Source organism: Bacteroidota bacterium, from assembly GCA_016721765.1.
GTDB lineage: Bacteria > Bacteroidota > Bacteroidia > UBA4408 > UBA4408 > UBA4408.
The window spans coordinates 458,473-471,671 of the sequence record JADKHO010000002.1; the positions used below are offsets into that span (position 1 = coordinate 458,473).

Sequence of the window (13,199 nt, forward strand, 5' to 3'; positions counted from 1 at the left end):
ACTTACATTTTTTGCGTGTAAAGCATTATTATTAACTCTAATTTCGCTGCCAACTTTTTAAACTCGATTGAAAGCACTTTTTAGCCTCAATTCTTATTTTTTAAAATACAAATTCCATTTCTTTTTTGGGATTTTATTTGTTTCCATTTCTAACCTTTTTGCTATATACCCTGCTCAGCTCACGCGCATTACCATTGATTTTGTTGCCGAAAGCAAAGGCATATATGATCAGTACAAAGGTTCCGAACTTCAAAGTAATTTATTCGGCAGCTTTTCGAAAGTATTTCTGCTCTTTTTTGTTTTGGTAGTATTATCCTCTCTTTTAAAAGGATTGTTTATGTTTTTTATGCGGCAAACCATTATTGTGATGTCGCGCAGAGTAGAATATGATCAAAAAAACGAAGTATTTGACCATTACCAAAAGCTCAGTTTATCGTTCTACAAGCGCAACAATACAGGAGATTTAATGGCTCGTATCAGCGAGGATGTTGGACAGGTTCGCATGTATGTTGGACCTGCAATCATGTATTCTATAAATTTACTAGTAACTTTTATTCTAGTAATTGTAGCGATGTTGCGCATTGATGTGGAACTTACGGTTTATATTTTGCTACCTCTCCCCTTTCTTTCGTATGGCATTTATAAGGTAAGCAACATCATAAATTTTAAAAGCGATAAAATTCAGCAACAACTTTCGCGCTTATCTTCTTATGTGCAAGAAGCATTCTCAGGCATTCGTGTTTTAAAGGCTTTTAACCGTGAAAAATATTCGGGTGCCACTTTTGAATCTGAAAGTGAAACCTATAAAAATCTTTCGTTGAATCTGGTAAAAACAGATGCCTATTTTCAACCCATTGTAACCGTATTAATTGGTTTAAGTACACTTTTCACTATCTACATTGGCGGGAAGCAAGCTATTGCCGGAAAAATTTCGATTGGAAATATTGCTGAATTTGTGATGTATGTGAACATGCTCACTTGGCCGGTAACTTCACTTGGATGGGTAACCTCAATTATTCAAAGAGCTGCGGCTTCGCAAGCTAGAATTAATGAATTTTTAAATACTGCTCCTGAAATACCTGTAAGTTCAGGAGAAATGAGTAACATTAAAGAAAGCATTGAATTCAAAAACGTTAGTTTTAAGTATCCGGATACCGGTATTCAAGCCCTTTCGAACATCAGCTTTAGTATTAAAAAAGGCGAATCGCTTGGAATAATTGGAAGAACCGGTTCAGGAAAATCGAGTCTGGCGAATTTACTTTGCAGATTGTATGATCCGCAAGAAGGAGAAATATTGGTAGATGGAAAAAATTTAAAAAGCCTTCCTGTAAATTCTTATCGCAATCAAATCGGATATGTGCCGCAAGAAGTTTTCCTTTTTTCAGAATCCATAAAAAACAATATAGCCTTTGGTTTAGCAAACGAACTTGCTTCAGATGAGCGTATAATTGCTGCAGCAAAAAGTGCTGTAATTTATGACAACATTGTGGCCTTTCCCGAAAAGTTTGAAGCCTTATTAGGAGAAAGAGGAATTACCTTATCGGGAGGACAAAAACAACGTGTGTCGATTGCTCGTGCACTGCTTAAATCACCATCGCTTTTAATTTTTGACGATTGCCTTTCGGCTGTGGATACCGAAACGGAAGGAAAAATATTGAACAATCTGAATCGTGAGATGCATGGAAAATTTAGTGTAATCATCAGCCACCGTGTTTCATCCGTAATTAGCGCAACACACATTTTGGTGTTATCCGAAGGTAAAATTGTGGAACAAGGAACACATGCTTATCTCTTGGCAAAAAAGGGTATTTATTTTGAATTGTATAAAAAGCAGTTGGTAAGTGAAACATAAAATTTAGGATGCACAATTTTTTATCCAATTTGTTATTTAAGATAATTTTCTATTTTTGTTCAAACTAACTCTTAAAAACCGAAGTACTCAAACACAATTTATGGAAGGATTTGACAACAAAGACAAAGAAGAAATTTTCTCAAAGTCAGTTAGAGCTGGTAAGCGGACGTATTTTTTTGATGTGAAAAACACCAAGACCAACGATTATTATCTGACCATTACCGAAAGCAAAAAACAATTTACGGACGATGGAAAATTTACTTTCATCAAACATAAAATTTTTGTTTACAAGGAAGATTTTGACAAATTTATTGAAGGGTTAAATGAAGGAATGAACTTTATTCGTAAAGAACAACCTTTCACTCAAGAGTCTTTTGCAGAGCGACGTGCAAACAATGCGGATAAAGGCATTCAAAATTCAAGCACCGACATTAGCTTCGAAGATTTAGATAAATAATACACGTACTAAAACAATGTGAAGTCCCGAAATATTTCGGGATTTTTTTTTCTCCTTAACACCTCCTCATGACAAAATTCAAAAATCACTTTTATTTCGGAACGATCAGCAAAGCACATGGACTTAAAGGCGAAATGGTGGTAAAGAACTTAATGGAAGATTATGATTTGTTGGGTGATATTGAAGGCTTATTTTTAGATGTAAACAATCAATTGGTGCCCTATTTTTTGCGCAAAATTTCATATCGAAAAAAAGGTGAAGCAATACTGGAGTTGGAGGATATTAATTCAATTGAAGCAACCAAACAATTGGAAAAGAAGGACATTTATTTGCCCGAAAGTTTGCTTCCTGAAGTGGACGATAGTTTTATCCGATACAAAGATATGATTGGCTTTGATGTAGAAGATAAAAAATTTGGGAATTTGGGAAAAATACGAAATGTGGTCCCCTATCCTCAGCAAGAAATTTTTGAAATTGAATATAATGGAAGAGAAATTTTAATACCCGCAAATGAAGATTTTATTGTAGAAGTAGATACCGAAAACAAACTACTAAAAATTGATGTTCCGGAGGGTTTGATTGAACTTTATCTTACGGATAAACATTCACAAGAAGAATAAAATTGATTTTATACTTTCGCATACCGATAAACGAAAAAACAAGAAATACAACGCATGAAAAAAATATTAGCCAACGATGGTATCGACGCACAAGGGAAAAGTATACTGGAAAAAGCCGGTTTTACAGTAGTAACAGATAAAGTTGCACAAGAAAATCTGGCGCAGGCCATTAATGAAAATAATTATGTTGCACTCACCGTTAGAAGTGCCACAAAAGTTCGAAAGGATGTGATTGACGCTTGTCCGAATTTGAAACTTATCGGCCGCGGTGGAGTGGGTATGGATAACATTGATGTGGAATATGCCAAAAGTAAAGGAATTCAAGTAGTGAATACACCTGCTGCCTCCTCTCATTCAGTGGCAGAATTGGTATTTGCAGGACTTTTTAATATGGCACGCTTTACTTACGATAGCAACCGTGAAATGCCGGCAAAAGGCGATACCCAATTTGATGTATTAAAGAAAAAATATGCAAAAGGGATTGAGTTAGGCGGCAAAACGCTTGGCATTATTGGTATTGGCCGCATTGGACAATCGGTTGCCAAAATTGCTTTAGGTTGTGGTATGAAAGTAATCGCACACGATCCATTTATTAAAAGTGTGGAAGTTCCCGTTTTTATTTACGGTGCAGGAAATATCGTTTCTAAAATTGATACAGTTAGTTTAGACGAAGTGCTTGAACATTCCGATTTTATTACGCTTCACGTTCCAAGCGGAAAAGTGATAACTAAAAATGAAATTGCAAAAATGAAAAATGGAGTGTGTTTGGTAAACGCTTCCCGCGGTGGTGTGATTGATGAAAGCGATTTAATTGAAGCACTCAATTCAGGTAAGGTGGCACACGCGGCTTTAGATGTTTTTGAAAACGAACCTACACCCAGAAAAGATATTTTAACACATCCAAAAATTTCGCTCACTCCACACATTGGCGCAGCTACAGAGGAAGCACAAGAAAGAATCGGAATTGAATTGGCTGAAAAAATTATTGCGGGATTGAAGTGATTTTTAGTACAAAGTACAAAGATTTTAGTACTAAGATTTGTTTCGTGTAGTTTGATATATGAGTAATAAGATTTGCAAAGTGTGTTTTGAAATTTGAAATTTGAGTGCAGCGTCCACCATATTGAATACTGAAAATAATTACACCTATGTGAAATCTCAATTTTTTGTACTTTGTTCTAAAATCTAAAATCTAAAAGCTGTGTACTTTGTACTAAAATCTAATCCCTCAAATCTTTGTACTTTGTACTAATATCTTTGTACTAAAAAAACTGAATCTATGGCTATCATAAAACCTTTTAAAGCATTGCGGCCTTCGCGGGATAAGGTGCATTTGGTGGCTTCTCGCTCTTTTGACACTTACAGTCCGGCTGAGTTAAGCGGAAAATTAAAAGGTAATCCTTATACTTTTTTACACATTATTAAACCGGATTATCCTTCACATACCAAAGGCAGTGAGCAAGACGATAATTACCTTCATTTAATAAAAGCCCATTTTAATGAATTTATTGAAAAGGAATATTTAGTTGCAGACGCAAGCCCTGCTTTTTACCTCTATCAGCAGTTTAAAAACAATCAAGTGTATACCGGAATCATTGCCTGTGCAGCTATTGATGATTATTTTAACGGAGTAATAAAAATTCACGAACAAACCTTAACTGAAAAAGAAACAAGATTTAAAGAATACCTTGAAGTATGTGATTTTAATGCAGAACCTGTTTGTATCAGTTATCCGGATAACGCTGCCATTAATAAAGTCCTTGATGAAACGCTTGCAGAACGTCCCGAATACGATTTTAGCACCCGCGATGAGGAGCGGCATAAATTGTGGTTGATTGATGCACCTGAAAAAATAAAAATCATCGAAAATGAATTTTCTAACATGGATGCGGTATATATTGCCGATGGGCATCATCGATCCGCCTCCTCTGCCCTGCTTGGAAAATCAAAACGTGAAGCAAATAAAAACTATAGCGGTGAGGAAGGATTTAATTATTTTATGTGTGTGTTTTTTTCGGAAAAGCAATTGCACATTTATGATTTTAATCGTGTTGTTAAGGATTTGAATGGCTTAACCACAGATGCGTTTATTACGCAATTGAATGAAAAATTTGAAGTGCAAAAAATGGGCTCCGATAACTACACTGCTTCAAAATTACATAACCTAAGTATGTATGTGGAGGGCAATTGGTATTCCTTAACCGCTAAAAGCGGCACCACGCATGACAATGACCCGGTTGGAAGTTTGGATGCTTCCATCTTATCCGAACATATTTTAAACCCTATACTTGGCATTCAAGATTTAAAGACCGATAAACGCGTGCGTTTTGTTTCAGGTATAAAAGGCATGCAAAAATTAAAAGAATTAGTGGATGAAGGTAAATTTAAAGTTGCTTTCGGATTGTATCCGGTAAGTATGCAACAACTTAAAAATATTGCCGACAACAATTGCATCATGCCCCCAAAAACAACCTGGATAGAGCCCAAGCTGCGCAGTGGATTGGTAATTTATAGTTTAGGAAAATAAATTACTATTCCTTTATAAACTTTCTAACATCCGTTAATTGGGTTGTTACCAGTTTAATAAAATAAATACCCGTATTCCAAAGACTGACATCAATACGCGTAATTTTACTATCTATGGTCTGTCTTTTTAATTCCTTTCCTAGCATATCATAAATTACAAAACTACTGTTCTCATCCAATGCACTAACTTCAAACGAAATGCTGGTGTTTGTTGGACTCGGATAAATCTGCCAATCAAAAATTACTTCACTTTCATCCATGCAAGGTATACCGGCAGCATTGCTAGTTAAAATTACACCCTTCTTGCCAACTGCACACGCCATGTTTGAATCCATGTAGCAAATTGAAAATAAATCGTTGGCCATGCCATTGGGTTCTGATTGCCAGAAACTCCCGGAATCCATCGTTTTTACAATTGACCCCCTGGTTCCGGCAGCATAGCCACTTTCAGCATCCTTAAAGTGCATATCATATAATATTCCATTGCTTACTTGCTCGGTCCAGTTTAGTCCGCCATCGATTGTTTTTAATAAAAAACTATCCGTTAAAATGGTTTGAGCATTTATAGAATACGCATATCCATAACCTGTAATGTAACCATGAATTGAATCGGTAAAGCATACAGAAGTCAAGTTCATAAAAAGGCCATGAAATATAGGCATCCAGCTATGCCAACTTTTTAAAACAGACCAATTTGATCCACCATTCGTAGTTTTTAATATGATCTCATACCCAACAATATACCCAATGTTTGCATTGCTAAAATAAACTGAATTATAAAAATTCTCAGAGTCAATCGCTTGGCTTATCCAATGCTCCCCTCCATCAATTGTCTTTATAATTGTTCCATTGCCTCCGACACTATATCCGGTTAATGTATCGGTAAAAAATACATCCGACAAAAAATTACCGGTTCCACTATATTTTATATCCCAATTCTTTCCTCCATTATTAGTTTTAAGAATAAGCCCATTTGAACCAACTGCATAACCTGTGGTAGTTGCAGTAAAAATTACCGATTGCAAATTGTTGCTTACTCCACTTGTTTGACTGGACCAGCATACTCCTGCATTAGTTGTTTTTAATATGGTGCCCGCATCTCCCACAGTATAACCAACCTCAGCACTTGTGAAATTTACCGCATGCAAATTTTTATCAGTACCACTTTTTCGACTAGTCCATTGCGCGTTTATGGACTGGGAAAAAAGTAACACAAACAATAGAATTCTATAAAATAATGAAGTTTTACTTCGCATCTCTTTCATGCCTAATTTATTTCTCCAAAATGTACCAGATTCATTCAAATATTCTATAAGTTGAGCTAGCTGCCAATTGGTTTAAAGAAATTGGGTTATTAATAAATTAACCGCTACTGAAAATTTATTTATTACCAAATTTTACTTCTGCAAACTTATCAGCACATCTCCAAATTTATCCTTTTCATTAAAAAATAATCGCTCCTCCTTATAGCCCGTTTGTGAAGCTGATAGGAAATAATTTTCATTTCTTTTGAGATGATCCCGAATTTTAAAATATCCCTTTTCATTTGTTGTAACGGACATCATTTGATTTGAACAATCGGCACAATGATGCTCGTATAAACTAACTGTTGCTCATGAAAGAGCCAAACCACTTTGCTTATCGAAAACATGGCCATCAATAGTATCCTTAACTATCTTTGAGCAACTTTGAAAACAAAAAATGAGCGGTAGAAAAAGAAAAGGTAGTCTTTTCATGACAGAAAAATTGATATTCAAATTTACAGAATTCTTAACGCATTCCGATAACAAAAATTACGCTTAATTTCGCTCAACAAAATTAAGAGCTTATAGTATATGTCCATTCAACTCAATCTTTCCAAAATAAAATCCGAGCTTCCTCCACAAGTTACCTTGGTAGCTGTAACTAAAACCCATCCCATCGAAAAGTTGATGGAAGTATACACTGCCGGTCATAAAATTTTTGGCGAGAACAAAGTGCAGGAGATGTGCGATAAGCAAGGGCTGTTACCAGCTGATATTGAATGGCATTTAATAGGTCATTTGCAAACAAACAAAGTAAAATTTATTGCACCCTTTGTAAAATTAATTCACTCAGTTGATAGTCTTAAACTACTTGTTGAAATTGACAAACAAGCCCAAAAAAACAATCGAATAATCGACTGCTTGCTTCAAATTTATATTGCAAATGAAGACACTAAATTTGGTTTAGATTTTAAGGAAGCGGAAGCACTTTTAAATAGCAAGGAGCTATTTGCTTTACAAAACATAAAAATTGTGGGGCTCATGGGAATGGCTTCTTTTACAGAGGATTCAGCTCAAGTAAGAAACGAGTTTAATTCCTTAAAAGTTTTTTTCGATGCAATCAAATCTATCGACAGCCCACAAATAGACCTGCATATCCTGAGTATGGGAATGAGTGGTGATTATAAAATGGCAATTGAAGAAGGAAGTACAATGGTACGCGTTGGAAGTGCTATTTTTGGAAGCCGCTAAAACATTGGCCTACATGCCTTGCATACCTTCACTTTCAACTCTATTATTTTTTCGTTTGAAGAGCGAGGCATCCATTTTTCCAAATCGGTAACTCAAGTTTACACGAATTACTTGTTGATCGCGCGTACGCGTATAATCCTGTGTAAAATAAGGTGTTTCAGAATAACTACTGTATCTTTTTGTTTTAAAAATATCGCTAATACTAATACTTAAACTAGCAACATTCTTTATAAAATCCCATTTTACTGCCGCATCCATCGAATAGTTGGGGTTTATATAACCCTGTGATGAACTCAATTGTTGATCGCGCATTCCTCCTCCAAATCCTCCACCACCCATGCCTCTACCCCCACCCCCCAATGTATTTCCTGCACTTGAACCTCCAGCCGGTAAAACGGTTTTACTTTGATAGTCTCCTGATAACTGAAGCGTAATATTTTTAGGCAAAATAAAATTCCAATTCATTTTTCCAAAAGCGCTAAAACGCTCGGTTGACAAGTTATTGCCAATATTTCCTCCATTTATGGAAGAATTGTAAAAATTCAGGTTCGTTATTATTTCCCACCATTTTGCGATAGGTGTTTTTGCTGTGAGTTCCAATCCGTAACTCTCACTGGAATTAGCGTTTTTATATGTATTGTAAATGGCACTGTCAATTCCATTTGCCCCCACATCGCGGTACTGAAAACGAGTAATTAAATTATTGGTGTACTTGTAATAAACCGATGCTAAAAAGCTAAACCCTTTCTCTGTTATTTTTTGATAATCCAAATCAACGGCTGTCGTAAACTCAGGATTTAGTGCTGCATTACCAATACTGATATTCTGAGGATCACTAAAATCGGCAAAAGGCATCAATTGAAAAAAATTGGGGCGATTAATTTTACGAGAATAATTCAGCTGCATGTCCTGATTTTTGGGCAACTTATATGTGAGGTAGGCACTCGGAAATAAACTTAATGGATACTGTATACGAAACGAAGTATTCCTGTCGAGTAAGGTCCCAGTGTAATCTGAGCTCTCTACCCGCAATCCTACTTGATAAAGAAGTTTTTTAATTGAATTCGCATAGGTTCCATAAGCCGCATAAATATTATCAGTAAACTTGTATTTGCTACTTACTATTGGAAAGAAAACAAAGTCGTTAAGCGAATCCACCAAAAAATAATTATTGGTTTCATTTTTAAAATTACGCACCGAAGCTCTTACCCCTGCTTCTATTTTTGATTTTTCATTCAAGGGATTTACAAAATCAACTTGACCCACAATTAATTTATTATAGCCGCCACCTTCTGTTTTTTGCTCTGTTTTTAAGCCTTTCGGTGTATAATCCGAAAAATAATTTTGAGTTTGATACGAAGCAGTATTGCTATTTCGCGGTGCATTGTAATTTAAATCGGCTGTAAGCTCTTCGCCGCTTTTGGGAAATAAATGCTTGTAACTTAATTGCGTGCCGTAATTGGTAAACTTGTTTTGCGAAGTGCTGTTGCGTTCATACTGCGAGTACAAAGTTCCCAACAATAAACTGTCGTTAGTGGTCTTATCCTCCACACTCATCTTACCATCCACAATTGTTTCGGATATGGAAATGGTGTTTCGATTATTAATAAAATAATCTATTCCAAAACGACCGTGGTTAAATTGATTCTCTTGCAAGGTTTTGCCATATTGATTTATAGCAGTACCTCCACTTTTTGAGTTACGCAAAGTAATGGTTCGCGGGTTAGTAAGCCGTTTCACAAAATTGCCACTGGCAAACACATTTATTTTCCCTTCTTTCACGTTAATATCTCCACCAAAAACATATTTCAAACGTGTTCCGATTCCGGCACGCACACTCCCGTTATAACCGGGCTTGCGATTCTTTTTAAGTACAATGTTTAAGATGCCCGAATTACTATCCCCCGCATCAAATTTTGCCGAAGCGTTTGTAATAATTTCAACACTCTGAATAGCATCTGCCGGAATTTGTTCAAGTGTTAAGGTTGTAGGTTTTCCATCCACAAATATTTGTGGAGTAGCATTGCGCATCGTTACATTCCCATCCACATCTATCTGCACTGCCGGAATACTTTTCATCACATCCTGTGCTGAACCACCGGTGCTCACAATATTTTTATCCACATTAAAAACCTTTCGATCCACACGCATTTCATACATCGATTTTTCGGCTTCTATGGTTACTTCCTTTAATAATTTGGTATTTATTTGAAGCTTAATGTTGCCCAAATCTTTATCCGCCTTTTCAGCAATTTGGCTTCTGTCTCCCCATTTTGCATGGCTTTAAAGTCGATATCAAATTTTACTTTTTGTTCGTAAGGTGTATAGCCGAGTGCTGAAATTTTAATCGTAAAATTTCCCATCAAAGGCAGGTTTTCCAAACTAAATTCACCTTGATTGTCGGTTAGCATTCCTCCTACCAGCACTTCCTTAGGTTGATGGGTGCTAGTATCCATCTTAGTTTGCCACAATTGTACGGATGCATATTCCATTGCATCGTTTGAAGCTGCATCTTTTACTTTACCCGAAAACCGCCCAATCGACATGGCTTTCATCATGCCACCTCGCCCCTGTGGAGCTTTTGAATCGTTTGTGTTTTGGGTAAATCCGGAATGGATAAAAACAAAAAATGCTATATAAAATGGAATTTTTCTGAACTGCATAAAAGAATTGAAGTTGCAAAGGTATTAAATGAATTTACCAATGCTGCGAATAATAAGACATCCTTTAAATGAAATAGTTTAAACGTGAAGCTGGAGATATTAAACCACAAAGGACACAAAGAAGGGCACTAAGGTCACAAGAGTTTCTATTTCTAAATTACACGTTACGCGCTTTGTGCCACCTTCCTTCGTAACACAGATATTTCATTCACTAAAAAAACGGCCAAGCAGCTTGAACCTAAATCATTTAATGATATTGCTGAGACCCGCATAATAATTAAATCAATGCTCTCAATTTCCTCATTTAGGGCAAAAAAAAGCGCCTTGCAAAATTTTGCAAGGCGCTTTAATTATTCAGAATTCAGATTACTCTTTATCCTCAGCTTTCTTTGCAGCTGCGCTATCCATTTGATCTTTCAAATCAGATAGAGCGCTAATGTCGCCAAGAGTAGATTTTTCGATGCTATCCTTGATTTTTTTAACGCTTGCTTTTTCTGCTTTAGCAGCCGATTTCTTAGCATCTTCTTCAGTTGCACGTTCGTGTGCAGCTACTTCTTCGTTCACTTTAGAGTGCGACAAGATAATTTTCTTGTTGTCTTTAGAGAACTCAAGTACTTTAAAATCTGCTGTTTCATCTACTTTTAAAGATCCGCCATCCGGTTTCACCATGTGACGGGTTGGAGCAAATCCTTCCACACCATAAGGAAGCGCAATTAAAGCTCCTTTTTCCATGATGCTTAACACAGTTCCTTGGTGAATGCTATCAAGCGTAAATACAGTTTCGAACACTTCCCAAGGATTCTCTTCCAATTGTTTGTGTCCTAAGCTCAATCTGCGGTTTTCACCATCCATTTCAAGCACTTTTACTTCCAGCTTATCTCCAATTTTGCAGAATTCAGATGGATGCTTGATTTTTTTAGACCAGCTTAAATCACTGATGTGAACTAAACCATCTACACCTTCTTCTAATTCAACAAAGATTCCGAAGTTAGTGAAGTTACGCACCGTTGCAGTGTGTTGTGATCCTGTAGGGTATTTTGTAACTACTTCACTCCATGGATCCGGTTTCAATTGCTTAATACCTAAAGACATTTTGCGTTCTTCACGATCCAATGTCAAGATAACAGCTTCAACAGTTTCGCCCACTTTCAAGAAATCTTGAGCAGTGCGCAAATGTTGGCTCCAGCTCATTTCACTTACGTGGATTAAGCCTTCAACACCTTGAGCAATCTCCACAAAAGCACCGTAATCAGCGATTACAACTACTTTACCATTGATTTTATCACCCACTTTTAAATCAGCACTCAAGTTATCCCAAGGGTGCGGAGTTAATTGTTTTAAACCTAACGCGATTCGTTTTTTGTTATCATCAAAATCAAGGATAACCACATTAATTTTCTCATCCAGTTTCACAATTTCTTCCGGATGATTAATACGGCCCCAAGATAAATCGGTAATGTGAATTAAACCATCCACACCGCCTAAGTCAATAAACACCCCGTAAGTAGTAATGTTCTTAACAATACCTTCCAAGATTTGACCTTTCTCTAATTTAGAGATAATTTCAATTTTTTGTTGCTCTAATTCAGCTTCGATAAGCGCTTTGTGAGAAACTACAACGTTTTTGAATTCTTTGTTGATTTTCACCACCTTGAACTCCATTGTTTTTCCAACATACACATCGTAATCGCGAATTGGTTTCACGTCAATTTGAGATCCCGGTAAGAAGGCTTCGATACCAAACACATCGGCAATCAAACCACCTTTTGTGCGGCATTTCACGTAACCTTTAATAATTTCCTGATTTTCGAGTGCAGAATTCACACGATCCCAAGAACGTAGGGCGCGTGCTTTTTTGTGTGATAATAAAAGCTGACCGCCTTTATCTTCCTGACTTTCGATATAAACTTCAATCGTATCACCAATGGCAATATCCGGATTGTAGCGCAATTCACTCAAAGGCACAATTCCATCTGATTTGTAACCAATGTTAACAACTACATCTTTTGATGTTTTTGCAACCACTGTTCCATCCAATACTTCGTGTGCTGATACTGATTTTAATGTATTGTTGTAAGCATCTTCCATTTTGGAACGTTCTGCTTCCGTATACATTTCTTGTTTTTTTCCGATGGCATTCCAATCGAAATTTTCTAATGGGTTTGGCTTCACGTATTCCGCTACTGGCGCATCATTAGAAACTACTTCATTTTCTGACATGTTACTCTTTTTTTTGTATCTATCCATTTTTAGGATAGAGAGGTTAATACTAAATTTTTACCCTTTTTTAAAAAGGACTGCGAAAGTAGTAATAACTGGTCTAATATGCAAACCCAACTAAACAAATTCAGCTTACATTCAAATAAATCAATTGAGAGCCCTGCTGGTAAGAATAATTTCGATATTCAGGGCAATTCCCGCTTGAGGCGGGTCGGGCTTTCACCACTCGCTTCCGCCAGCCGGCGGAGAGCTCAAACAAAGGCTCAATCCCTATTGCAAACTGCTCGTTTTTTTAAATTTTGCGTCAATAGTTGCAAACAGCTTTTTTACACTGTTCAATAACTCAACTCCAAGCGATGTTTGGAA

Annotated in this window: 11 protein-coding genes; 6 read left to right on the forward strand and 5 right to left on the reverse strand. The window is 36.5% G+C overall.

Features of this window, described 5'->3' with window-relative positions:
* Positions 1–67 precede the first annotated feature (67 nt).
* The 5 genes from IPP32_10275 to IPP32_10295 all read left to right on the forward strand — a co-directional run bounded on the left by IPP32_10275 (position 68) and on the right by IPP32_10295 (position 5,456).
* Positions 68–1,852 carry an ABC transporter ATP-binding protein gene (locus tag IPP32_10275; protein ID MBL0048467.1) on the forward strand — a complete coding sequence of 595 codons (1,785 nt, stop codon included), beginning with the start codon at positions 68–70 and terminating at the stop codon, positions 1,850–1,852.
* A gap of 100 nt (positions 1,853–1,952) precedes the next feature.
* Positions 1,953–2,309, forward strand: coding sequence for a DUF3276 family protein (locus tag IPP32_10280; GenBank protein ID MBL0048468.1), 357 nt, complete (start codon positions 1,953–1,955; stop codon positions 2,307–2,309).
* A gap of 68 nt (positions 2,310–2,377) precedes the next feature.
* Positions 2,378–2,929, forward strand: a complete 552-nt coding sequence (rimM, locus tag IPP32_10285; protein ID MBL0048469.1) for a 16S rRNA processing protein RimM — start codon at positions 2,378–2,380, stop codon at positions 2,927–2,929.
* A 54-nt stretch (positions 2,930–2,983) separates the two neighbouring features.
* On the forward strand, positions 2,984–3,931 hold the full coding sequence (locus IPP32_10290) for a D-2-hydroxyacid dehydrogenase (GenBank protein ID MBL0048470.1): 948 nt from the start codon (positions 2,984–2,986) through the stop codon (positions 3,929–3,931).
* Positions 3,932–4,208: 277 nt separating this feature from the next.
* Positions 4,209–5,456, forward strand: a complete 1,248-nt coding sequence (locus IPP32_10295) for a DUF1015 domain-containing protein (GenBank protein MBL0048471.1) — start codon at positions 4,209–4,211, stop codon at positions 5,454–5,456.
* A 4-nt stretch (positions 5,457–5,460) separates the two neighbouring features.
* Here the strand turns inward: IPP32_10295 and IPP32_10300 are convergent, their stop codons facing one another.
* The gene (locus IPP32_10300) at positions 5,461–6,720 is read right to left on the reverse strand and encodes a T9SS type A sorting domain-containing protein (GenBank protein ID MBL0048472.1); all 1,260 of its coding nucleotides are present in this window, start codon (positions 6,718–6,720) and stop codon (positions 5,461–5,463) included.
* Positions 6,721–6,852: 132 nt separating this feature from the next.
* Positions 6,853–7,020: a hypothetical protein gene (locus IPP32_10305; protein ID MBL0048473.1), complete on the reverse strand. Its 168-nt coding sequence runs from the start codon at positions 7,018–7,020 to the stop codon at positions 6,853–6,855.
* Between the two features lie 270 nt (positions 7,021–7,290).
* Between IPP32_10305 and IPP32_10310 the strand changes: the two genes are divergently transcribed.
* On the forward strand, positions 7,291–7,950 hold the full coding sequence (locus IPP32_10310; protein ID MBL0048474.1) for a YggS family pyridoxal phosphate-dependent enzyme: 660 nt from the start codon (positions 7,291–7,293) through the stop codon (positions 7,948–7,950).
* A gap of 9 nt (positions 7,951–7,959) precedes the next feature.
* Here the strand turns inward: IPP32_10310 and IPP32_10315 are convergent, their stop codons facing one another.
* The 3 genes from IPP32_10315 to rpsA form a co-directional block, all read right to left on the reverse strand.
* Entirely contained in the window at positions 7,960–10,179 is a 2,220-nt protein-coding gene (locus IPP32_10315) for a TonB-dependent receptor (protein MBL0048475.1), read from the reverse strand.
* Positions 10,155–10,613: a carboxypeptidase regulatory-like domain-containing protein gene (locus IPP32_10320; protein MBL0048476.1), complete on the reverse strand. Its 459-nt coding sequence runs from the start codon at positions 10,611–10,613 to the stop codon at positions 10,155–10,157. The genes IPP32_10315 and IPP32_10320 overlap by 25 nt, the downstream gene beginning before the upstream one ends.
* A 366-nt stretch (positions 10,614–10,979) precedes the next feature.
* Positions 10,980–12,860 (reverse strand): 30S ribosomal protein S1, encoded by a 1,881-nt coding sequence (gene rpsA, locus IPP32_10325; GenBank protein ID MBL0048477.1) that lies wholly within the window; start codon positions 12,858–12,860, stop codon positions 10,980–10,982.
* Between the last annotated feature and the right edge of the window lie 339 nt (positions 12,861–13,199).

Coding starts and splice junctions, on each gene's coding strand:
- IPP32_10280 (MBL0048468.1), top strand. CDS start 1,953: ATGGAAGGATTTGACAACAAAGACAAAGAAGAAATTTTCTCAAAGTCA.
- rimM (MBL0048469.1), top strand. CDS start 2,378: ATGACAAAATTCAAAAATCACTTTTATTTCGGAACGATCAGCAAAGCA.
- IPP32_10290 (MBL0048470.1), top strand. CDS start 2,984: ATGAAAAAAATATTAGCCAACGATGGTATCGACGCACAAGGGAAAAGT.
- IPP32_10295 (MBL0048471.1), top strand. CDS start 4,209: ATGGCTATCATAAAACCTTTTAAAGCATTGCGGCCTTCGCGGGATAAG.
- IPP32_10300 (MBL0048472.1), bottom strand. CDS start 6,720: ATGAAAGAGATGCGAAGTAAAACTTCATTATTTTATAGAATTCTATTG.
- IPP32_10305 (MBL0048473.1), bottom strand. CDS start 7,020: ATGATGTCCGTTACAACAAATGAAAAGGGATATTTTAAAATTCGGGAT.
- IPP32_10310 (MBL0048474.1), top strand. CDS start 7,291: ATGTCCATTCAACTCAATCTTTCCAAAATAAAATCCGAGCTTCCTCCA.
- IPP32_10320 (MBL0048476.1), bottom strand. CDS start 10,613: ATGCAGTTCAGAAAAATTCCATTTTATATAGCATTTTTTGTTTTTATC.
- rpsA (MBL0048477.1), bottom strand. CDS start 12,860: ATGGATAGATACAAAAAAAAGAGTAACATGTCAGAAAATGAAGTAGTT.